Source organism: Enterobacter sp. DSM 30060, assembly GCF_013375955.1.
In the GTDB taxonomy this organism is placed as follows: domain Bacteria; phylum Pseudomonadota; class Gammaproteobacteria; order Enterobacterales; family Enterobacteriaceae; genus Enterobacter; species Enterobacter intestinihominis.
Genome location: NZ_CP056118.1, coordinates 479175 through 501641, shown reverse-complemented (window position 1 = coordinate 501641; position 22467 = coordinate 479175). Strand labels below are relative to the sequence as shown.

The 22467-nt window shown below is 54.5% G+C and carries 23 protein-coding genes; 15 read left to right on the top strand and 8 right to left on the bottom strand.

The genetic code is table 11. The features are described 5' to 3' along the window. Positions 1-20 precede the first annotated feature (20 nt). The 3 genes from pat to trxC form a co-directional block, all read right to left on the bottom strand. The gene (gene pat / locus HWQ15_RS02340; RefSeq protein WP_063149205.1) at positions 21-2684 is read right to left on the bottom strand and encodes a protein lysine acetyltransferase; all 2664 of its coding nucleotides are present in this window, start codon (positions 2682-2684) and stop codon (positions 21-23) included. 35 nt (positions 2685-2719) lie between these two features. After that, the gene (tapT, locus tag HWQ15_RS02335; protein WP_063148276.1) at positions 2720-3418 is read right to left on the bottom strand and encodes a tRNA-uridine aminocarboxypropyltransferase; all 699 of its coding nucleotides are present in this window, start codon (positions 3416-3418) and stop codon (positions 2720-2722) included. Positions 3419-3488: 70 nt separating this feature from the next. Beyond that, on the bottom strand, positions 3489-3908 hold the full coding sequence (gene trxC / locus HWQ15_RS02330; RefSeq protein WP_003860733.1) for a thioredoxin TrxC: 420 nt from the start codon (positions 3906-3908) through the stop codon (positions 3489-3491). 204 nt (positions 3909-4112) lie between these two features. Here trxC and HWQ15_RS02325 point away from each other — a divergent pair, with 204 nt between their 5' ends. After that, positions 4113-5198 carry a tRNA/rRNA methyltransferase gene (locus HWQ15_RS02325; protein ID WP_023300740.1) on the top strand — a complete coding sequence of 362 codons (1086 nt, stop codon included), beginning with the start codon at positions 4113-4115 and terminating at the stop codon, positions 5196-5198. A gap of 39 nt (positions 5199-5237) precedes the next feature. Here HWQ15_RS02325 and ung read toward each other — a convergent pair whose 3' ends face one another. Then, positions 5238-5927 carry a uracil-DNA glycosylase gene (gene ung, locus HWQ15_RS02320; RefSeq protein ID WP_003860729.1) on the bottom strand — a complete coding sequence of 230 codons (690 nt, stop codon included), beginning with the start codon at positions 5925-5927 and terminating at the stop codon, positions 5238-5240. Positions 5928-6241: 314 nt separating this feature from the next. Between ung and grcA the strand changes: the two genes are divergently transcribed. Next, entirely contained in the window at positions 6242-6625 is a 384-nt protein-coding gene (gene grcA / locus HWQ15_RS02315; protein WP_022649048.1) for an autonomous glycyl radical cofactor GrcA, read from the top strand. Between the two features lie 51 nt (positions 6626-6676). Here the strand turns inward: grcA and srmB are convergent, their stop codons facing one another. Next, complete coding sequence (gene srmB, locus HWQ15_RS02310; protein WP_022649047.1) at positions 6677-8005, bottom strand: ATP-dependent RNA helicase SrmB; 1329 nt, start codon at positions 8003-8005, stop codon at positions 6677-6679. A 132-nt stretch (positions 8006-8137) separates the two neighbouring features. On the opposite strand from srmB, the gene HWQ15_RS02305 reads away from it, so the two are divergent. Beyond that, entirely contained in the window at positions 8138-8875 is a 738-nt protein-coding gene (locus tag HWQ15_RS02305; RefSeq protein WP_063149206.1) for a tRNA1(Val) (adenine(37)-N6)-methyltransferase, read from the top strand. Here HWQ15_RS02305 and nadB read toward each other — a convergent pair. Further along, on the bottom strand, positions 8860-10479 hold the full coding sequence (nadB, locus tag HWQ15_RS02300) for an L-aspartate oxidase (RefSeq protein ID WP_022649045.1): 1620 nt from the start codon (positions 10477-10479) through the stop codon (positions 8860-8862). The genes HWQ15_RS02305 and nadB overlap by 16 nt on opposite strands. A 425-nt stretch (positions 10480-10904) precedes the next feature. Here nadB and rpoE point away from each other — a divergent pair, with 425 nt between their 5' ends. The 11 genes from rpoE to acpS all read left to right on the top strand — a co-directional run bounded on the left by rpoE (position 10905) and on the right by acpS (position 20287). Further along, positions 10905-11480, top strand: coding sequence for an RNA polymerase sigma factor RpoE (gene rpoE / locus HWQ15_RS02295; protein WP_006176728.1), 576 nt, complete (start codon positions 10905-10907; stop codon positions 11478-11480). A 31-nt stretch (positions 11481-11511) separates the two neighbouring features. Next, positions 11512-12162, top strand: a complete 651-nt coding sequence (gene rseA / locus HWQ15_RS02290) for an anti-sigma-E factor RseA (protein WP_022649044.1) — start codon at positions 11512-11514, stop codon at positions 12160-12162. Further along, on the top strand, positions 12162-13115 hold the full coding sequence (gene rseB, locus HWQ15_RS02285) for a sigma-E factor regulatory protein RseB (protein WP_022649043.1): 954 nt from the start codon (positions 12162-12164) through the stop codon (positions 13113-13115). The genes rseA and rseB overlap by 1 nt, the downstream gene beginning before the upstream one ends. Beyond that, positions 13112-13588, top strand: coding sequence for a SoxR-reducing system protein RseC (rseC, locus tag HWQ15_RS02280; RefSeq protein WP_063149207.1), 477 nt, complete (start codon positions 13112-13114; stop codon positions 13586-13588). Before rseB ends, rseC begins: the two co-directional genes overlap by 4 nt. A gap of 185 nt (positions 13589-13773) precedes the next feature. Beyond that, complete coding sequence (lepA, locus tag HWQ15_RS02275; RefSeq protein ID WP_022649041.1) at positions 13774-15579, top strand: translation elongation factor 4; 1806 nt, start codon at positions 13774-13776, stop codon at positions 15577-15579. 15 nt (positions 15580-15594) lie between these two features. Beyond that, a complete protein-coding gene (gene lepB, locus HWQ15_RS02270) occupies positions 15595-16569 on the top strand; it encodes a signal peptidase I (protein ID WP_063149208.1) in 975 nt (324 codons plus the stop codon). Positions 16570-16792: 223 nt separating this feature from the next. Further along, positions 16793-17473: a ribonuclease III gene (gene rnc / locus HWQ15_RS02265; RefSeq protein WP_023300736.1), complete on the top strand. Its 681-nt coding sequence runs from the start codon at positions 16793-16795 to the stop codon at positions 17471-17473. Further along, positions 17470-18375, top strand: coding sequence for a GTPase Era (era, locus tag HWQ15_RS02260; protein WP_022649038.1), 906 nt, complete (start codon positions 17470-17472; stop codon positions 18373-18375). Before rnc ends, era begins: the two co-directional genes overlap by 4 nt. A gap of 17 nt (positions 18376-18392) precedes the next feature. Continuing rightward, complete coding sequence (recO, locus tag HWQ15_RS02255) at positions 18393-19100, top strand: DNA repair protein RecO (RefSeq protein WP_015572142.1); 708 nt, start codon at positions 18393-18395, stop codon at positions 19098-19100. Positions 19101-19175: 75 nt separating this feature from the next. Then, complete coding sequence (gene pdxJ / locus HWQ15_RS02250; RefSeq protein ID WP_015572143.1) at positions 19176-19907, top strand: pyridoxine 5'-phosphate synthase; 732 nt, start codon at positions 19176-19178, stop codon at positions 19905-19907. Further along, positions 19907-20287 carry a holo-ACP synthase gene (acpS, locus tag HWQ15_RS02245; protein ID WP_015572144.1) on the top strand — a complete coding sequence of 127 codons (381 nt, stop codon included), beginning with the start codon at positions 19907-19909 and terminating at the stop codon, positions 20285-20287. The genes pdxJ and acpS overlap by 1 nt, the downstream gene beginning before the upstream one ends. Here the strand turns inward: acpS and HWQ15_RS02240 are convergent. Both HWQ15_RS02240 and HWQ15_RS02235 read right to left on the bottom strand, forming a co-directional pair. Next, positions 20284-20544 (bottom strand): YfhL family 4Fe-4S dicluster ferredoxin, encoded by a 261-nt coding sequence (locus HWQ15_RS02240; protein WP_023300734.1) that lies wholly within the window; start codon positions 20542-20544, stop codon positions 20284-20286. The genes acpS and HWQ15_RS02240 overlap by 4 nt on opposite strands. Before the next feature lie 56 nt (positions 20545-20600). Next, the gene (locus tag HWQ15_RS02235) at positions 20601-21449 is read right to left on the bottom strand and encodes a MurR/RpiR family transcriptional regulator (protein WP_023300733.1); all 849 of its coding nucleotides are present in this window, start codon (positions 21447-21449) and stop codon (positions 20601-20603) included. 118 nt (positions 21450-21567) lie between these two features. Here HWQ15_RS02235 and murQ point away from each other — a divergent pair, with 118 nt between their 5' ends. Then, the gene (murQ, locus tag HWQ15_RS02230) at positions 21568-22464 is read left to right on the top strand and encodes an N-acetylmuramic acid 6-phosphate etherase (protein ID WP_023306721.1); all 897 of its coding nucleotides are present in this window, start codon (positions 21568-21570) and stop codon (positions 22462-22464) included. Positions 22465-22467 lie beyond the last annotated feature (3 nt).

Here is a 22467-nt window from a genome sequence, read left to right as displayed (position 1 = left end):
TGGGTAACATTTCCAGCAGCTTACTCTTGTTTACCCGTCGAAGTCAGGCTGAGGGACAAAGAGACAATGCCTTCATCCAGCTGGATATCAACGTCAAAACCGAGCTTCCGCGCCAGGGTCACCATACCCCGATTATTTGGCATAGTAATGCCATTGAGCCGTGACAATCCGTGATCGCGCGTATAACCAATGAGTTTTTCGAGCAGCCGTCTGCCCAAACCCAAACCTTTAAGATCGGAACGCACCAGTACGGCAAACTCCGCATCCACGTTATCCGGGTCGGAAATGGCACGCGTCACGCCGAGGATCTCCTCTCCCTCTGCGGAACGGCGGACCGCCACAATCGCCATTTCTCGATCGTAGTCGATCTGGGTCATATTGGCTAAATCGTCGTGGGTAAATTCATTAATTTCGCTGAAATAGCGATAGTACAAATCTTCTTTCGTCACCTGCGAGATGAACGCTCGCAGCAGCGGCTCGTCTTCCGGCAGGATAGGGCGAAACAGTGCCCGCTCTCCATTTTTCATCTCCACCCACTCTTCCAGATGGAGAGGATAAGGACGAATGGCGAGACGGCTTTCCCGGTCACCGACAAATGGCGCAATTTCCAGCGTCACGTCGAGGGCAGTGAATTCATTTCCGGAAGCGAGGAGCGGGTGGATGTCCAGGCGCTGGATCTCCGCACAGTCAACAATGAGGTTGGAGACCTTCACCAGAAACTGGCTTAACCCGGCGATATCAAGCGGCCTCAGAGCGCTTCTGCCGCGGATTTTTTTACTTTTGATGGCCTGAATAACCAAATAACGCGCCAGGTTCATGTTTAGAGGTGGAAGCGCGACAGCCGCTTGTTCTTCTGGCCGCCATTCAACGCCGCCTTCACCCAGCATAATGAGTGGACCAAAAACCGGATCGTGTTCGACGACCACGCGCAGCTCCTGCGCACCTGCTCGGTTAGCCATGCTCTGCACCAGCAGGCCGTGGATCCGGGCCTGTGGCCACGTCATTTTAACGCGATCGATAATGGCATCCGCGGCCTGTTGTACTTCTGTCGCGGTGCGCAGATACAGCATGACGCCCTGAACATCCGATTTGTGCGGAATATCGGGGGAGCGCAGCTTCAGCGCGACCGGATAGCCAATCTGCTCAGCGATATGTACCGCCTCAGCGCTGTCACCGGCAATCCAGGTCGGCAGTGTTTGCATCCCATAGCTGCCAAGAATGGGTTGCACTTCATGCGTATCAAGCGAAGTGGCGCCCTCTTCGATGGCCTGTTGCAATAAACTGTGTACGTCCACCGAATTTGCTGTGAGGTTGCCCGGTAGGGCAGGCGTTTCACGCAGCTGCTTCTGGTTGCGGCGGTACTCAACCATATGCATAAACGCGGTTATGGTGCCCTCTGGCGTACGGTAGGTTGGCAACCCGGCTTCACTAAACAGACGTCGCGCTTCCTGCGAGGAGAACTCGCCGCACCAGTTGGTCAGCAGGGTGACGTATTTGCCGCGCGGATGGTTTCGGACAGCCTCAATCAGCGTTCGTGCACTTTCGCTGCCTGGCGCAACCGCGCTGGGCGAATGGATAATCATCAGCGCATCAAAGTCCTGGCTATCCAGCAAAATCGTGATCGCCTTAATGTAACGATCGCTGCTGGCATCATCGCGCAAATCGAGGGGATTATCGGGAACAACGCTTCCCGGTAACGCGTCCCGCAGGCGCTGGAGCGTCTCTTCACCCAGCGTGGCCAGCTTGCCGTTGCGTAGCCAGAGCTCGTCCAGCGCCAGGGCGGCGGGAGCGGCTCCGTTGCTGACAATCATCAGCTTTTCACCGCGCAGGGGACGCATGTGGCTCAACGTTTCGACGGCGGAAAAAAGCTCGTGCGTATCCTGTACCCGCAGTAAACCGGCGCGCTGGATCGCTGCATCCCATGCGGGATCCATCCCGGAATGGGATTGCAGCAGGCGCTGAGCCGCGGGGCTGCGCCCGCTTTTGATGACCAGAATCGGTTTATTACGCGATGCGCTACGCGATGCCGACACAAAACGACGGGCGTCACTCAGGTGTTCAAGGTAGAGCAGGATAGCGCTGGTTTTGCTGTCACGCGCCAGGAAATCCAGCAGCTCATCAACGTCAATGTCCAGGCTGTCGCCGAGGGCGATGAAATAGGAAAAGCCCATCTCACGCTGCTGCGCCCAGTCGAGGATGGTATTGGATACCGCTGCCGACTGTGAAATAAAGGCCAGTTTGCCTTTACGGATCGGAACCGGGGAAAAACTGGCATTCAGCCCTTGCCAGGGCGCAAGCAGACCGAGGCTATTTGGACCAAGAATGCGCATCTGGTAGCGGCTGGCGCAGGCCAGCAGTTCGGGCTGCTGTTCAGGAGGCGAGGAAAGAATAATGCAGGTTTTACAGCCTTTCTGACCGAGCGACTCAAGCAATTCGAGGTTTCGTTTCGCATGCGTACAGAGCACGGCGAGGTCGGGAACAAACGGTAAACTTTGCACGTCCGGCCACGCCAGCACCCCCTGTACCGCTTTATAAGCGGGCGTAACGGGCATGACCGGGCCGTTAAACCCGCCAGCCAGCAGGTTACGCATCATCAGATACCCTGCGCGGTCCGGTTTCATCGAGGCGCCAATAACGGCAATGGATTTCGGACGGAGTAGCGCTTCTAACCCTCTCTGGCTCATGCAGGCCTCCTGTGAATGCAAGCGACCTGATGATTTTAAACGCTTTCTGTCTCTGTTGCTGTGACGCTACCCTTATGAACGGTTTTTCCTGCCAGATAACGTTCGCGGAAGCAGGAGAAGTGGGAGCTTAATGCGCTGGCCGCCTGGGTATCGCCCGCCAGGTCCAGTAGCGCAATGGCGACTTCAGCGGTGCAATATTGACCCTCGGCATGCGCTTCTCGTAAGCGATAGGTCGAAACGCGCGACAGATCGACGGAAATCACCGGCAGCGCATCAAGATAAGGGCTTTTGCGAAACATCTTTCTTGCTTCGGTCCAGGTGCCGTCGAGCATAATAAACAGCGGCGGCTTACCGGATGGTGGCGCCGTAAGCACCTGGCGTTGTTCGCCTGCATATGATGCCGGGAAAACGACCATGGGCTGATAGTCCGGGTTTGCCACCAGGTCAAGCAGAGCCTGAGGTGGCTCAGTGCGCGACCACTGAAACGCTGCGGTGTTGGGCAGAATATCGGCGATCAAACGCCCCGTGTTGCTGGGCTTCATCGGTTCGGTATCGAACATGACCAGACAAAAGCGGCTTTTCGCCTCGCTCGGTGTAAGCGTTTCGCACAGACACACTTTCAGCGGTAAAAGGCAGCGCTGGCAGCGGCGAATACGATTGCCTCGGGCCAGAAAAGGGCGGGTTGCGCGCGCAAGGCGCTCGGCGCGTAATTGAAGTACAGCGTTATCAGTCATGGGCGAAAAGGCAGGAAAAACCCCATTTTCGCAGAGGAGAGAACGGGGCACAAGATGTGCCCCGTGAATGTTACAGGGATTCGTTTAACCAGCTGTCGAAAGGCGCCTTCGGTACTGCACCATTGAGCATGTCGATCACTTCCCCATTTTTGAAAATCATAATGGTTGGAATGCTGCGAATGCGAAAACGGGCGCTGAGTTCACGTTCCGCTTCGGTATTCACTTTAACAAAACGCATTTTCCCGCTGCGCTCTTCAGCCACGTCTTCGAAGATGGGCGCAAAGTTACGGCAGGGGCCGCACCACGGTGCCCAGAAATCGACCACAACCGGCAGATCGTCCTTGAGGAGTTTGTCCAGCGTAGCACCCGTCGCGTTAATGACATCGCCATCAAATAATTCGTGGCCACAACGCCCGCATTTCGCACCGTCATCCATCCGATCGTCCGGAATGCGGTTTAAAGCCTGACAGTTGGCACATACGGTATTCATAACTAACCTCTGATAGAGCCGTGGAACAACGGCAGAACGCCGATAATGTTTCTGATATGTTACATATTATCAGTGAGCCTGTATAAATCGACAACGCGTTTTATTCAATGGGAACAATAGTCACAGGCTTTTGTACGAAATTATGGCTATGAGCTTGCACATCGGGTAATCTGCGCGCTTCGCGCAGCGCTGGTGGAGAAAAGCATGAACGACGAAATGAAAAACAAAAGCGGCAAGGTCAAAGTGATGTATGTCCGCAGTGATGATGACTCTGATAAACGCACCCAAAATCCGCGTACCGGAAAAGGTGGCGGGCGTCCGGCGTCTTCTCGTGCAGACGGTGGCCGTCGCCCCGCCCGCGATGACAGAAATAACCGCGGCGATGACCGCAAACGTGATGACCGTAAGCGTGACGATCGCAAACGCGATGATTTTGTCCGCGACGGTGGATCGCCATGGCGTACCGTTTCGCGCGCGCCCGGTGAAGAGGCGACCGAAAAAGCCGATCACGGCGGTATCAGCGGAAAAAGCTTTATCGATCCGGAAGTGCTGCGTCGTCAGCGTGCGGAAGAAACCCGTGTATATGGCGAGAACGCCTGTCAGGCCCTGTTCCAGAGCCGCCCGGAGTGTATCGTTCGCGCATGGTTTATCCAGAGCGTGACCCCGCGCTTTAAAGAAGCGCTGCGCTGGATGGCGGCGAACCGTAAAGCCTACCACGTGGTTGACGATGCCGAGCTGACAAAAGCGTCCGGGACTGAACACCACGGCGGCGTCTGCTTCCTGATCAAAAAACGTAACGGCACCACCGTGCAGCAGTGGGTCAGCCAGGCGGATGCCGATGACTGTGTGCTGGCGCTGGAAGATGTGGGTAACCCGCATAACCTGGGCGCTATGATGCGTAGCTGCGCGCACTTTGGCGTGAAAGGCGTTCTGTTGCAGGATGCCGCGCTGCTGGAATCCGGTGCGGCAATCCGTACCGCGGAAGGCGGTGCTGAGCATGTTCAGCCGATCACCGGCGACAGCGTGCTGGAGGCCCTTGAGCAATTCCGTAACGCGGGCTACACCATTGTCACCACCTCAAGCCGTGCCGCTACGCCGCTGTTTAAAGCGACGTTGCCGCGCAAAATGGTGCTGGTGTTAGGTCAGGAGCGCGATGGTCTGTCTGATGCGGCACTCTCCAGCGCTGACATGAGCGTTTCTATCGACGGCACTGGCAACGTTGAAAGCCTGAACGTATCCGTTGCGACCGGCGTGCTGCTGGCCGAATGGTGGCGTCAGAACAAAGCATAAGCCTTTTATGTGCCGGGCCTGACCCGGCACATTCAAACCCTACTCACTCTCTGCCGGTAACACAGGCATCCAGTCAATCGGCTTTTCGCCACGCTTTTCCAGCCACTCATTCGTCAGAACAAAATGGTTACTGCCAAAGAAACCGCGATGCGCAGACAGCGGCGACGGGTGCGGTGCTTTCAGTACGTGATGGCGCTGACGATCGATAATCGCCCCTTTCTTTTGGGCATGTGAACCCCAGAGTAAAAACACGACGCCTTCACGATGCTCATTGATTAGGCTGATAACCTTATCGGTAAAGGTTTCCCATCCCAGACTGGCGTGGGAGTGTGCCTGACCCGCCCGGACGGTTAATACGGTATTCAGCAACAGCACGCCCTGGCGCGCCCAGCTTTCCAGATAACCGTGATTAGGGCGGGTGAAACCCGGAATCGTTCCTTCCAGCTCTTTATACATATTCAGCAGAGAAGGGGGAATGGCCACGCCCGGACGCACGGAAAATGCCAGTCCGTGAGCCTGCCCGGGACCATGGTACGGATCCTGCCCCAGTATAACCACCTTCACGTCGCTCAGTTCGGTGTAGCGAAAGGCGTTAAATACATCTTTCTGCGGTGGATAAATTGTCTGGCCGGCCTGCCGTTCAGCCGCAACGGTACTGAGGGTATTAATAAAATAGGGCTGCTGCTTCTCTTCTGCCAGCACGTCATGCCAGGTTAAAGGTGTTGTCATCTCGCTCTCCTGCGAATTTCATTCTTTGCCTAGCTTACCTGCTAATGGCTGGTGAGCAAAATTACCCGCGGAAAAGCGGCTAAGTGTCTCAATTTATGTTGAAAACCAGGCAGGGTAAGTTGAATTGGTAAATCATTAAAATTGATCTAAAACAAAAAATTCAGACCACACTCTTTATGTGGTTAGTGATTTTGTTGATTTAAATCAATAAATCACCCGGGTCTGAATGTTATATATACACACAACAAACAATGGTTTTACCAATTGGCCGCAAAAGGCCAGCATCAGTTAATGTAGCCTAAGGGAGGCAACACATGATTACAGGTATCCAGATTACTAAAGCTGCAAATGACGATCTGCTGAACTCTTTCTGGCTGCTGGACAGCGAGAAAAACGAAGCGCGCTGTGTAGTAGCGAAAGCAGGTTTTGCGGAAGACGAAATCGTTCCGGTGAGCAAACTGGGCGAAATTGAATACCGTGAAATTCCAATGCAAGTGCAACCAGAAGTGCGCGTGGAAGGTGGTCAGCACCTGAACGTTAACGTCCTGCGTCGTGAAACGCTGATGGATGCTGTTGAGAACCCAGAAAAATACCCGCAGCTGACCATCCGTGTGTCTGGCTATGCGGTGCGTTTCAACTCTCTGACTCCGGAACAGCAGCGCGACGTTATCGCCCGTACCTTTACTGAAAGCCTGTAAGGTTTCAGCTTCGGGGGTGGAATAAAAAGCCGGGAATGTCCCGGCTTTTTTTTACTCTTCAGTTTTTGTCTCTGGCGCAGCAGAACTTGGCTTACGGCGCTTACCAATATTTTTGGTATCGCGGTGGCGCTGCTTCACGCGCGGCTTCTCTTTTTCTTTCTCTTTTCTCTCAGCACGTTTCGCGAGCGCTTTCTTGGACGGTTTACCCGTCATTTTTTCACTCGGCGCACGTGTCGTCGGACGAAGTTCGTCAATCACACGAGCTTTTAGCGGCTCATCAACGTAGCGGCCAATTTTTTGGAGCAGCAGATGGTCGTGCGCTTCTACCAGAGAAATAGCAATCCCTTTGCGGCCCGCACGGCCGGTACGACCAATACGGTGCAGGTAAGTATCACCGCTGCGCGGCATATCAAAGTTGATCACATGGCTCACGTCCGGGATGTCGATCCCGCGCGCGGCAACGTCGGTTGCAACCAGCACATTCACGCGACCATCGGTCAGGCGCTTAATCCCTTCGGTACGCTTAACCTGTGCCATTTCACCTTCGAGATAGCAGTTGTTGATGCCAGCGTTGCGGAGCATTTCTGCCAGCTCATGCACGCGCTCGCGTTTACGTACGAAGACGATGGTACGGGTTGCTTCTTCCTGCTTCAGCAGATGTTTCAGCAACTCAACTTTATGCTCAAGGTTATCTGCGCGGTAGTACCACTGGTGGATCTTCTTACGCTCACGCGTCGATGGCGTAGCGGACACTTCCACCGGATCTTCCAGCAGACGTTCGGCGAAATCTTTAATGGCATCCCCTTCAAGAGTTGCCGAGAACAGCATTGTCTGGTTACGCCAGCGCGTTTCACCCGCGATGTGTTCGATATCCTGGGCAAAGCCCATGTCCAGCATGCGGTCAGCTTCATCGAGAATCAGCGTTTCCACCGCCCGGCAGTCGAAGTTCTCTTCTTTTATGTATTGCAGCAGACGGCCTGTCGTCGCGACAACGATATCCTGGTTTTCGCTGAACACTTCGGCGTGGTTCATATACGCTACGCCGCCGGTGATGGTCGCGATATCCAGATGGGTGTTCGCCGCCAGCTCACGCGCGTGTTCGGCAACCTGCATCGCCAGTTCACGGGTCGGGGTCAGGATCAAAATGCGCGGCGGCCCTGATTTTTTACGCGGAAAATCGAGCAAATGCTGCAACACAGGCAGCAAGTAGGCTGCTGTCTTCCCCGTGCCGGTTGGCGCAGAACCGAGCACATCGCGGCCCTCAAGCGCAGGCGGAATGGCCGCGGCCTGAATGGCGGTCGGGCGTGTAAAGCCTTTACTCTCAAGAGCATTGAGCAGGCTTTCATCGAGTTCAAGTTCGGAAAAAGTCGTTACAGTCATGTTCTACCTCTGTGTGGGGCGCTGATTATAGACGTTACGGCTGTAATCTTCATCTGTTTGTATGGATATCGCTTTTCGACCACTTCGCTTTCCCCTATGCTACTCCAGTTTCACACAGAAGGTTGCCCTGACATGTCTCAACTCAAAGCGCAGTTGCGCCGCGATGGTTTTACGTTTAAACATTTTTTTGTGGCGCACGATCGTTGTGCAATGAAAGTCGGTACAGACGGTATTTTACTGGGTGCATGGGCCCCTGTCGCAGGTGTAAAACGCATTCTGGATATTGGTACGGGCAGCGGACTTCAGGCGCTGATGCTGGCGCAGCGTACAGAAGAACACGTCACTATCGACGCCGTTGAGCTTGATCCTCAGGCGGCCCAGCAGGCAAGCGAAAACGCTGCCGATTCTCCGTGGGCAGAACGGATCAGGGTGGAATGCGCCGATGTCCTGACCTGGGCACCGGAGCAGACTGCGCGTTACGATTTGATCGTCAGCAATCCGCCGTATTTCACGCCAGGTGTGGAGTGTGGAACGCCGGAACGCGAGCAGGCACGTTACACCGGCTCGCTCGATCACAAGGCGCTACTGACCAGCGCGGCGGAACTCATCTCGGAAGAGGGATTTTTCTGCGTGGTCTTGCCCGAAAGCACGGGTAACACCTTCATTGAGATCGCTCGGGATATCGGCTGGAGTTTGCGTCTTCGTACCGATATTTCGGATACGGAAGGTCGCTTACCGCACCGTGTGTTGCTGGCGCTCTCGCCGAAAGAGGGGGAGTGCTTTACCGACAGGATGGTTATTCGCGGGCCAGACCAGCGTTATTCCGAAGATTACACTGCCCTGACCCAGGCCTTTTATCTGTTTATGTGAACCTGCGGCGTCAACACCGACGGGCCGGACGTTTCCAGCGGGTCGGGATAGTCCAGCGTATAATGCAGGCCACGACTCTCTTTGCGCATCATCGCACAGCGTACAATCAGCTCGGCAACCTGCACAAGGTTGCGCAGCTCCAGCAGATTATTGGAAACGCGGAAGTTGGCGTAATATTCATCAATTTCCTGCTGCAACATCATGATGCGGCGTAACGCGCGTTCCAGACGCTTCGTTGTGCGTACAATCCCGACATAATCCCACATGAGAAGCCGCAGCTCGTGCCAGTTATGCTGGATAACCACCAGTTCGTCCGGGTTCTCTACTCGACTTTCATCCCATGCTGGCAGGTGCGTTGTTGGACGTGCATAGGGCATGCGTTTGGTTATATCTTCCGCAGCCGACCATCCATACACCAGACACTCCAGCAATGAGTTTGATGCCATGCGATTCGCACCATGCAGGCCGGTGTAACTGACCTCGCCGATCGCATACAAACCATCCACGTCGGTACGACCATGATCGTCAACCATCACCCCGCCACAGGTATAGTGGGCGGCAGGCACAATCGGCACCGGATCGCGGGTTAAATCGATACCCAGACTCAGCAGCTTTTCATAAATCATCGGGAAGTGCTGGCGAATAAAGTCTGCCGGTTTATGGCTAATGTCCAGATACATACAGTCCACGCCAAGCCGCTTCATCTCGTGGTCAATGGCGCGGGCCACGATATCCCGCGGGGCAAGTTCACCTCGGGGGTCGAAGTCCGGCATAAACCTGGAACCGTCCGGTCGCTTGAGATACGCGCCTTCGCCGCGCAACGCTTCAGTTAACAGGAAGTTACGTGCCTGCGGGTGGAACAGGGCGGTAGGATGGAACTGATTAAACTCCATATTCGCTACGCGGCAGCCTGCGCGCCAGGCCATGGCGATACCGTCTCCGGAGGCGATATCCGGGTTAGTCGTGTACTGGTAAACCTTGGAGGCGCCGCCGGTCGCCAGCACAACGGCTTTAGCCTGGCAGGTTTCCACCTTCTCTTTATTCCGATTCCACACCCATGCGCCGACAACACGGCGCGTGCCGGGCAGGCCAATTTTATCGGAAATAATCAGGTCGACGGCGTTACTGCGCTCCAGCACCCGAATATTGGGATGGCTGAGGGCTTTGCTGACCAATGTGGTTTCAACCGCTTTTCCTGTTGCATCAGCAGCGTGCAGAATACGGCGATGGCTGTGCCCGCCTTCACGGGTCAGATGATAGCTCTCTTCACCATTAGGCTGAACCTGCGTATCAAACAGCACGCCCTGGTCGATAAGCCATTGCACGCAGTGGCGGGCATTGCTGGCGACAAACTCTGCGGCATGCTCATCCACGATCCCGGCACCGGCAATCAGAGTGTCTTCTACGTGTGAGGCAATGCTGTCCGTTTCATCAAACACGGCGGCAATACCGCCTTGTGCATAGAAGGTGGAACCTTCGCTCATCGGCCCTTTACTCAGCACGATTACGTTCTGATGTTCCGCCAGGCGCAGCGCGAGGGAGAGGCCAGCAGCACCGCTGCCGATAATCAGTACATCACAATGGAGTTCAGGCGTTGTATTCATGATGTTTGTTTAATTTACTAAACATGGTCTGGGCAGAATAGCATTGTGATGCGAGTTATCGCACGTTTTTTTTGAAGCGTGTTGCAATGACTAAACGGATGGCCGGAAGTTAAATCATCGCTAAATGACTGGAATTATTTTGCGAAGCAGATCGTTAGCTTCAGATTTTGTGGTGAAATAAAGCCTGTGTTGCGTTACTCTTCTGACGATAAAGTTAATGATTCTTGTCAGAAAGCGGGTGCGTATCGTGAACAGACTTATAATGAGAGAAAATGAACGGTCTGCGGCGCGATGAACAAAAACAAAGGCGTTACGGAACTTATTGAAGAACAGACGCTCTAATTCGGTGCTTGCTCAAAGTGCAATGTTGTTAGAGTGGCGTTTCGATAACGCGTGGAATTTGGTTTGGGGAGACATTACCTCGGATGAGCGAGCAGTTAACGGACCAGGTCCTGGTTGAACGGGTCCAGAAGGGAGATCAGAAAGCTTTTAACCTACTGGTGGTGCGCTACCAGCATAAGGTAGCGAGTCTGGTTTCCCGCTATGTACCGTCAGGCGATGTTCCTGATGTGGTACAAGAGTCTTTTATTAAGGCCTATCGCGCGCTGGATTCATTCCGGGGGGATAGTGCTTTTTATACCTGGCTGTATCGTATTGCAGTCAATACGGCTAAGAATTATTTGGTTGCTCAGGGGCGTCGTCCGCCTTCAAGTGATGTTGACGCTATCGATGCAGAAAACTTCGAAAGTGGCGGCGCGCTGAAAGAAATTTCGAACCCTGAGAACTTAATGTTGTCAGAAGAACTGAGACAAATCGTTTTTCGCACGATCGAGTCGCTCCCGGAAGATTTACGCATGGCAATTACGTTACGGGAGCTGGATGGCCTAAGCTATGAAGAGATAGCCGCCATCATGGATTGTCCGGTCGGCACGGTTCGTTCACGAATTTTCCGTGCGCGAGAAGCCATTGATAATAAAGTTCAACCGCTTATCAGGCGTTGACGATAGCGGGATACTGGAAAAGGTATTAGGCATGCAGAAAGAAAAACTTTCCGCTTTAATGGATGGTGAAATGCTGGATAGTGAGCTGCTCGATGAGTTGTCTCATTCTCCCGAAATGCAACAGACCTGGGAGAACTATCATCTTATCCGCGACACTCTGCGGGGTGATACCAGCGATGTTCTCCATTTCGATATCTCAGCACGCGTTATGGCGGCCATTGAGAACGAACCTGTTCATCAGACCACGCCGCTTATTCCTGAAGCGCAGCCTGCACCTCACCAGTGGCAGAAAATGCCGTTCTGGCACAAGGTGCGTCCATGGGCCAGCCAGCTCACCCAGATGGGAGTCGCTGCGTGTGTATCGCTTGCAGTTATCGTTGGGGTCCAGCACTATAATACCCAGTCTGAAGCCAGTCAGCAGCCTGAAGCGCCAGTGTTCAATACGCTGCCGATGATGGGTAAAGCCAGTCCGGTTAGCCTGGGCGTACCGGCAGATGCCTCCGCAAGCGGCGGACAGCAACAGCAGGTACAGGAGCAGCGTCGTCGCATTAATGCGATGTTGCAGGATTACGAGTTGCAGCGTCGTCTGCACTCCGAGCAGCTTCAGTTTGAGCAGGCCCAAACCCAGCAGGCTGCTGTGCAGGTGCCAGGAAACCAAACTTTAGGAACGCAATCGCAGTAATGAAGCAACTTTGGTTCGCCATGTCTTTGATGGCGGGTAGCCTGTTCTTCTCTGCTAACGCCTCGGCTGATGTTTCATCCGGGGCGTTGTTGCAGCAAATGAATCTGGCCAGCCAGTCACTCAATTACGAGTTGGCATTTATTAGCATCAATAAGCAGGGTGTCGAATCGTTACGCTATCGCCACGCCCGCCTTGATAATCAGCCGCTCGCCCAGCTTTTACAGATGGATGGCCCGCGTCGGGAAGTGGTCCAGCGTGGGAACGAAATCAGCTATTTCGAGCCAGGCCTTGAGCCGTTTACGCTCAATGGTGACTACATCGTTGATTCCCTGCCATCGCTCATTTACACCGATTTTAAACGTCTCGCCCCCTACTATGATTTTATCTCGGTGGGGCGAACGCGTATTGCCGACAGGTTGTGCGAAGTGATCCGCGTAGTCGCGCGGGATGGGACACGTTACAGCTATATCGTCTGGATTGACGCAGAGACGAAGCTGCCGATGCGCGTTGATCTGCTCGATCGCGACGGTGAAACGCTGGAGCAGTTCCGCGTGATCTCCTTCGACGTGAACGGTCAGGTTGGCAACAGTATGCAGAATCTGGCCAAAGCCAGCCTGCCGCCTTTGCTTTCCGTACCTGCCGGCGATTCTGTCAATTTCAACTGGGTACCTTCCTGGATCCCGCAAGGATTCAGCGAAGTATCCAGCAGCCGTCGCCAGCTGCCGACTATCGAAACACCGGTTGAATCGCGCCTCTATTCCGATGGGCTATTTAGCTTCTCGGTGAATATCAATCGCGCTACGGCGAACAGTTCCGAACAGATGCTCCGTACCGGTCGCCGGACGGTTAGCACGACGGTACGCGATAATGCGGAAATTACCATTGTTGGTGAATTACCGCCGCCAACAGCAAAACGTATTTCAGACAGCATTAAATTCAGGGCTGCGCAATGATTAAAGAGTGGGCGACGGTCGTATCCTGGCAGGATGGCGTAGCGCTTGTCAGCTGTGACGTTAAAGCATCATGCAGCAGCTGCGCTTCGCGAGCCGGTTGCGGCAGCCGCGTATTGAATAAGCTGGGGCCGCAAACGTCGCACACTATTGCTGTGTCGAGCGATCAGCCGCTGGTGGCAGGGCAAAAAGTGGAGCTCGGCATCGCTGAAGTCAGCCTGCTCACTTCCGCCATACTGGTTTACCTCTCTCCGCTCGCCGGACTGTTTGTGATGGGCGGGGTTTTCCAGATGCTGTTCGGCACAGATTTGGCCGCCATGTGCGGTGCCGCCTTGGGCGGTGTGGGCGGGTTCTGGCTTGCTAAAGGCGTTTCCCCAAGGCTTACCGCCCGGGAAGCCTGGCAGCCCGTCATTCTCAGCGTTGCACTGGCACCCGACCAACTTCGTGTTGAGACGCTCTCTCCTGAGGCCCGGTGATCTGCCGGGCTTTATTATTATTTACATCGCAATAAAGTAAACGCCGTCTCTTCGCGCTATACCTGACTCTAAGTGCATTTCCAGCAGACGAGGTTGTAGTGTAGAATGCTGCGTTTTCGCACTGAAAAACGTCAGGCTAAGAACAGCGGCCTCCAGGAATTCGTAAGGCATAATTATTTAACTATATGAAGAACATACGTAACTTTTCGATCATTGCTCACATTGACCACGGTAAGTCGACGCTGTCTGACCGTATTATCCAGATTTGCGGTGGCCTGTCTGATCGTGAAATGGCAGCCCAGGTTCTGGACTCCATGGACCTGGAACGCGAACGCGGTATTACCATTAAAGCCCAGAGCGTGACGCTCGACTATAAGGCTTCCGATGGTGAAACCTACCAGCTGAACTTTATCGACACCCCAGGGCACGTTGACTTCTCTTATGAAGTGTCACGCTCGCTGGCGGCCTGCGAAGGCGCGCTGCTGGTGGTGGATGCCGGGCAGGGCGTAGAGGCCCAGACGCTGGCAAACTGCTATACCGCCATGGAAATGGATCTCGAAGTGGTGCCGGTTCTGAATAAAATCGACCTGCCAGCCGCCGATCCTGAGCGCGTAGCGGAAGAAATTGAAGACATCGTCGGTATCGATGCGACCGATGCAGTGCGCTGCTCGGCAAAAACCGGCGTAGGTGTTCCGGATGTACTGGAACGTCTGGTGCGTGACATTCCGCCGCCGGAAGGTGACCCGGATGCGCCGCTCCAGGCCCTGATCATCGACTCCTGGTTTGATAACTACCTGGGCGTTGTCTCGCTGGTGCGTATTAAAAACGGCACCATGCGTAAAGGCGACAAAATCAAGGTCATGAGCACCGGGCAGGTCTACAACGCTGACCGCCTCGGCATCTTCACGCCAAAACAGGTTGACCGTACCGAACTGAAATGCGGCGAAGTGGGTTGGCTGGTCTGTGCAATTAAAGACATCCTCGGCGCGCCAGTGGGCGATACCCTGACCGGCGCACGTAACCCGGCAGATAAAGCGCTGCCAGGCTTCAAAAAGGTGAAACCGCAGGTTTATGCGGGTCTGTTCCCGGTCAGCTCCGACGATTACGAAAACTTCCGCGATGCGCTCGGAAAGCTGAGCCTCAACGATGCTTCCCTGTTCTATGAGCCAGAAAGCTCAACGGCGCTGGGCTTCGGCTTCCGCTGTGGCTTCCTCGGTCTGCTGCACATGGAGATCATTCAGGAACGTCTGGAGCGTGAATACGATCTGGATCTGATCACCACCGCCCCGACGGTTGTCTACGAAGTAGAAACCACGTCGAAAGAGGTGATCTACGTCGACAGCCCTTCCAAGCTCCCGCCGCTGAATAATATTCAGGAACTGCGCGAGCCTATCGCAGAGTGTCACATGCTGCTGCCGCAGGAGTTCCTCGGCAACGTGATCACCCTGTGTATTGAGAAGCGTGGCGTGCAGACCAACATGGTGTACCACGGTAACCAGGTGGCGCTGACCTATGAAATTCCGATGGCGGAAGTGGTGCTCGACTTCTTCGACCGTCTGAAGTCTACCTCCCGTGGCTATGCGTCACTGGACTACAACTTCAAACGCTTCCAGGCCTCGAACATGGTTCGCGTGGACGTGCTGATCAACGGCGAGCGAGTTGATGCCCTGGCGCTGATCACCCACAACGATAACGCACCGTACCGTGGTCGTGAGCTGGTTGAGAAGATGAAAGAGCTGATCCCGCGTCAGCAGTTTGACATTGCGATTCAGGCGGCCATTGGTAACCACATCATTGCCCGTTCAACCGTGAAGCAGCTGCGTAAAAACGTTCTGGCTAAGTGCTACGGCGGCGACGTCAGCCGTAAGAAAAAGCTGTTGCAGAAGCAGAAAGAAGGTAAGAAGCGTATGAAGCAGGTCGGTAACGTTGAGCTGCCGCAGGAAGCATTCCTTGCCATCCTTCATGTTGGTAAAGACGGAAACGGTAAATAACCTTAAGGAGTTGGCATGGCGAACATGTTTGCCCTGATCCTGGTCATCGCTACCCTGGTAACAGGTCTGTTATGGTGCCTGGATAAGTTTATCTTCGCCCCAAAACGCCGTGAACGTCAGGCTGCCGCGCAGGCAGCCACGGGCGATACGCTGGACGCGAAAACCTTGAAAAAAGTCGGCCCAAAACCGGGCTGGCTGGAAACAGGGGCATCGGTCTTCCCGGTGCTGGTGATTGTGCTGGTGGTGCGTTCATTTATCTATGAACCGTTCCAGATCCCGTCAGGATCGATGATGCCAACGCTGCTGATCGGTGATTTCATTCTGGTTGAGAAGTTTGCCTATGGCATCAAAGATCCGATCTACCAGAAAACGCTGATCGAAACGGGTCATCCGAAACGTGGCGACATCGTGGTGTTTAAATATCCGGAAGATCCACGGCTGGATTATATTAAACGCGCGGTAGGTCTGCCGGGCGATAAAGTAACCTACGATCCGATAGCGAAGGAAGTGAGGATTCAGCCAGGCTGTAGCTCTGGAACTGCATGTGAAAATGCGCTGCCAGTCACTTACTCCAACGTTGAGCCAGGTGATTTTGTGCAGACCTTCGCCCGCCGTAATGGCGGTGAAGCGACCAGCGGATTCTTCCAGGTGCCAAAAGGTGAAACCAAAGAGAACGGTATTCGTCTGGTTGAACGCAAAGAGACGCTGGGCGATGTCACTCACCGCATTCTGACCGTGCCAATCGCACAGGACCAGCTGGCAATGTACTACCAGCAGCCAGGCCAGCAGCTGGCGACCTGGATTGTGCCGCCGGGACACTACTTCATGATGGGTGACAACCGCGATAACTCTGCGGACAGCCGTTACTGGGGCTTTGTGCCGGAAGCGAATCTGGTCGGTAAAGCAACCGCTATCTGGATGAGTTTCGAGAAGCAGGAAGGCGAGTGGCCGACCGGCGTTCGCCTGAATCGTATTGGCGGAATTCATTAATTTTCGTCAAAAATAACACGTAGCGGCTTTTATTCGCCGCTACGTGAATTATTTCAGCGATAAATCTCTTTGAACTAACGACATCCCCTGTCGTTGCGTATAGAATATTCCCCCGAAGTTTAAGGTTGGCCCTGCAAGGGTGCCACGGCACACGAAACCGCGTTGGTTTTCTCAGGTCGGTTTCGTGTGCTGCATTTTTGACGCATTCATTTATTGGTATCGCATGAACCCCATCGTAATTAATCGGCTTCAACGGAAGCTGGGCTACACTTTTCATCATCAGGAGTTGTTGCAACAGGCATTAACCCATCGCAGTGCCAGCAGCAAACATAATGAGCGTCTCGAGTTTTTAGGCGACTCTATTTTAAGTTTCGTGATTGCAAATGCGCTTTATCATCGTTTTCCGCGTGTGGACGAAGGTGATATGAGCCGCATGCGTGCCACGCTGGTGCGCGGCAACACGCTCGCTGAAATCGCACGCGAGTTCGAGCTGGGTGAGTGTCTGCGTCTGGGGCCGGGTGAGCTGAAAAGTGGTGGGTTCCGTCGTGAATCCATTCTTGCCGATACGGTCGAGGCATTAATCGGTGGCGTGTTCCTGGACAGCGATATCCAGACCGTAGAAAAGATGATCCTGAACTGGTATCAGACCCGTCTGGACGAAATCAGTCCGGGCGATAAACAAAAAGATCCGAAAACGCGTCTGCAAGAATATTTGCAGGGTCGTCACCTCCCGCTGCCATCCTATCTGGTGGTGCAGGTACGTGGCGAAGCGCACGATCAGGAATTTACCATCCATTGCCAGGTCAGTGGCCTGAGTGAACCGGTGGTCGGCACGGGTTCAAGCCGTCGTAAGGCTGAACAGGCTGCCGCCGAACAGGCGTTAAAAATGCTGGAGCTGGAATGAGCGAAGAAAAAACGTATTGCGGATTTATTGCCATCGTCGGACGTCCGAACGTTGGTAAATCCACCCTGTTGAATAATCTGCTTGGACAGAAGATTTCCATTACCTCGCGTAAGGCGCAGACCACGCGTCACCGCATCGTCGGTATCCATACTGAAGGCGCGTATCAGGCGATCTACGTCGATACCCCGGGCCTGCACATGGAAGAGAAGCGTGCCATCAACCGTCTGATGAACAAGGCGGCGAGCAGCTCCATTGGCGACGTAGAGCTGGTGATTTTCGTTGTGGAAGGCACCCGCTGGACGCCGGACGACGAAATGGTCCTGAACAAGCTGCGTGACGGCAAAACGCCGGTGATCCTCGCGGTCAATAAAGTGGACAACGTGCAGGAAAAAGCCGATCTGCTGCCGCATCTGCAATGGCTGGGCAGCCAGATGAACTTCCTGGACATCGTCCCGCTGTCTGCGGAAACGGGTCTGAACGTCGATACCATCGCGGGCATCGTGCGTAAACATCTGCCGGAAGCGACTCATCACTTCCCGGAAGACTACATCACCGATCGCTCTCAGCGTTTTATGGCGTCTGAAATCATCCGTGAGAAGCTGATGCGTTTCCTGGGCGCTGAACTGCCGTACTCTGTAACGGTGGAGATCGAGCGTTTCCAGAGCAACGAGCGTGGCGGCTACGATATTAACGGTCTGATCCTCGTTGAGCGTGAAGGTCAGAAGAAGATGGTGATCGGCAATAAAGGTGCCAAGATCAAAACTATCGGAATCGAAGCCCGTAAAGACATGATGGACATGTTTGAAGCACCGGTTCACCTGGAACTGTGGGTGAAAGTGAAATCTGGCTGGGCCGATGATGAGCGTGCGCTGCGCAGCCTCGGTTACGGCGAAGATCAGTAACCTAAGACGACGAGCATATGGATGGATGGCAGCGCGCCTTTGTCCTGCATAGTCGTCCCTGGAGCGAAACCAGCCTGATGCTGGACGTCTTCACGGAAGAGTCCGGTCGCGTGCGCCTTGTTGCCAAAGGCGCACGTTCCAGACGTTCTAATCTGAAAGGTGCCTTGCAGCCTTTCACCCCGCTGCTGGTCCGCTTTGGCGGGCGAGGGGAAGTCAAAACCCTGCGCAGTGCTGAAGCCGTCTCCCTGGCGCTTCCTCTTTCTGGTATCACGCTCTACAGCGGTTTGTATGTCAACGAACTCATTTCACGGGTTCTTGAACATGAGACCCGCTTCTCTGAACTTTTCTTTGATTACCTGCACTGTATTCAGGCACTTGCTGGCGCAACCGGCACCCCTGAGCCTGTGCTGCGTCGTTTCGAACTGGCGCTGCTGGGGCACCTTGGTTACGGCGTTGATTTTCTGCACTGTGCGGGAAGCGGAGACGAGGTAGAAGACACCATGACCTATCGCTATCGTGAGGAAAAGGGCTTTATTGCCAGTGTCGTCGTCGATAACAGCACTTTTACCGGGCGCCAGCTCCGGGCACTGTATGAACGCGAGTTCCCGGACGCCGACACCCTGCGTGCGGCAAAACGCTTTACCCGAATCGCGCTCAAGCCGTATCTTGGGGGCAAACCTTTAAAGAGCCGCGAATTATTCAGGCAGTTTATGCCGAAACGCTAATGTTTTACCCCTCACCCCAGCCCTCTCCCGGAGGGAGAGGGAGAAGGTAAATGACCAAAAATACCGAGGATTGTCATGGCTGAATTACTGTTAGGCGTCAATATCGATCACATCGCCACGTTACGTAATGCACGCGGTACCGCGTATCCCGATCCGGTTCAGGCGGCATTTATCGCTGAGCAGGCTGGCGCCGACGGCATTACCGTCCACCTGCGTGAAGATCGTCGCCACATCACTGACCGCGATGTGCGCATCCTGCGTCAGACGCTGGATACCCGCATGAACCTGGAGATGGCGGTGACAGAAGAGATGCTGGCGATTGCCTGCGAGACTAAACCGCATTTCTGCTGCCTGGTGCCGGAAAAGCGTCAGGAAGTGACCACCGAAGGCGGTCTCGATGTGGCCGGGCAGCTCGACAAAATGCGCGATGCCTGCAAACGCCTGGCGGATGCCGGTATCCTGGTATCTTTATTTATCGACGCCGATTTCACCCAGATTAAAGCCGCTGCCGACGTGGGTGCGCCGTATATTGAAATTCACACCGGCTGCTATGCCGATGCCGAAAACGACGCAGCGCAGGCGAAAGAGCTGGAGCGAATCGCCAAAGCGGCAACCTACGCCGCGAGCCTGGGACTGAAGGTGAACGCCGGACACGGCCTGACCTATCACAACGTAAAAGCCATTGCTGCCCTGCCGGAAATGCATGAGCTGAACATTGGCCACGCCATTATTGGTCGTGCGGTGATGAGTGGCCTGAAAGAGGCGGTGTCCGAGATGAAGCGCCTGATGCTGGAAGCGCGTCAGTAATGGCTATTCTGGGCTTAGGCACCGACATCGTCGAAATAGCCCGCATTGAAGCGGTGATCGCCCGCAGCGGCGATCGCCTCGCAAGACGCGTGCTGAGCGATAACGAATGGGCTATCTGGGAGGCGCATCAACAGCCGGTGCGCTTTCTGGCAAAGCGCTTCGCGGTAAAAGAGGCGGCGGCGAAAGCGTTCGGCACGGGCATTCGTAACGGCCTGGCGTTCAACCAGTTTGAAGTGTTTAACGATGAGCTGGGTAAGCCACGTCTGCGTTTATGGGGCGAGGCGCTTAAGCTGGCGGAAAAGCTGGGCGTGGCGCACATGCACGTAACGCTTGCAGATGAACGCCACTATGCCTGTGCGACGGTGATTATTGAGAGTTAAATTTTGTCCGCATGGTGCATCAGGACAAACTTATCCCACAACTGTTCTTCATTCTCGACGTGTGCCGGATCTTTTAAGATCGTATTGGGAATTGGGCACACCTTCTGGCAGGTCGGCGTTTCATAGTGGCCGATGCATTCGGTGCAGCGGTCGCTGTTAATCTCATAAATGCTGTCGCCCATCGAAATCGCCTGGTTCGGGCATTCGGGTTCGCACATATCGCAGTTGATGCATTTTTTGGTGATTAACAGCGCCATCAGGAAATTCTCAGAAACATCACAAACAGGGCGGGCATTATACGCTCATTCGTTGTTCAAACCAGTTTTTTTACCAGCTCTTCGCTGTGCCGAATACGTTCTGGCGCACGCTCCAGATCCTGCTGAACCAGCGCCATAAACAGCAGGTCCGTCAGCATCATCTGCGCACTCGTCGACGAAATCGCCGCGCTGCGAGTGGCCTGTTCCTCGGCAATGGTATACAGGCAGCGGGTTGCCCGTTGCTGGAGCGCATTCGGGCTAAATCCGGTAATCGCCAGAATTTTTCCCCCTACGCGCAGGGCTTCGTCAGTGGCCATATTAATTTCACGTCGCTCGCCAGAATAGGAGATGGCCAGCAGTAAATCGTCAGGATCCATGGCCTGCACGGTCGCCAGCAGCGCGTGCATATCCTGTTCAACGATGGCGTTATAGCCGATTTTTGTCAGCTTCCAGCCAAAGTTACGCGCAACCAGTCCGGAGGCGCCGATCCCGGTCAACACAATACGCCGCGCGTCGCGAAGCATGGCTACGCTTTCCAGCAGTTTCTCTTCTGTGTTCACATCCAGCGTGGCATGCATTGCCGCCACGTTCTCCTTGATCAGCTTTTCGCCCACCAGACGCATCGGATCGTCGCCACGGATCTGGTTATGCACCGGCATTGACTGCGGATTCGGGTTGCTCACCAGTGCTTCACTGATCGCCAGCTTTAGCGCCGGAAAGCCCTTATAGCCTATTTTCTGGGCGAATTTCACCACGCTCGACTGGCTCACCCCGGCTTCGCCTGCCAGCTGCTGGGAGCTGAGGTGTCGCGCGCGATCGGGCTGAGAAAGTAAAAAATCCGCCAGCTTTTTATCACTCTGGGCAAACCCTGCGTAGCGCTGACGAATACGAATTAAACAGTTCATACGGTCTCCTGGCGAAAATGTGATTACCCGCGCAAATACGAATTTTGCTCGCCTGAATGAATTTTATATTCCATTATAGTGCGTTTATTATGAATTAAAAATTCCAGAGGTAAATAACATGAATCTTGGCTCTCTTGTTTCTGAAACGCGTAACCCGCAAACCATGGATCTTGATGCACTGTCCACGCTGGAGCTGGTAAACCGCTTTAATCAACAGGATACCCTCGTCGCGCTGGCAGTCAAAGAGACATTGCCTGAGGTAGCAAAAGCCGTAGACGCCGCTGCCGACGCTCTCAAAGCAGGAGGACGCATTATTTATATGGGAGCGGGAACCAGCGGGCGCCTCGGGGTGCTGGATGCCTCAGAATGTCCGCCGACTTTTGGCGTTCCGCACGGGCTGGTCGTTGGCCTGATTGCCGGTGGCCCCGGCGCGCTGCTGAAAGCGGTAGAAGGGGCAGAAGACAATAAACAGCTTGGGGAAGATGATCTCAGGGCGCTAAACCTGACCGCGCAGGATCTGGTGGTCGGGCTGGCGGCTTCTGGTCGTACGCCGTACGTCATTGGTGGACTGGAATATGCCAGACAGACCGGGTGCACCACAGTGGCCATCTCCTGTAACCCGGGCTCGCCGATTGCGCAGGTGGCCGCCATTGCCATCTCTCCGGTCGTCGGGCCGGAAGCGCTCACCGGCTCCACACGGCTGAAGTCGGGTACCGCGCAGAAGCTGGTGCTCAATATGATCTCCACCGGCGCGATGGTGAAATTTGGCAAGGTCTACCAAAACCTGATGGTGGATATGCAGGCCACTAACATCAAGCTGGTGGACAGAGCGTGTCGCATGGTGATGGAAGCGACAGGTGCCAGTCGTGAAGAGGCGGAAAAGGTGCTTCAGCAGACCGATCACGATGTAAAACCCGCCATTCTGATGATATTAACCGGGCTGGATGCAGCCGCGGCCAGAGCCAGACTCGAAGCCCATCACGGGTTTTTACGGGCGGCATTAGAACACCAATAAGAG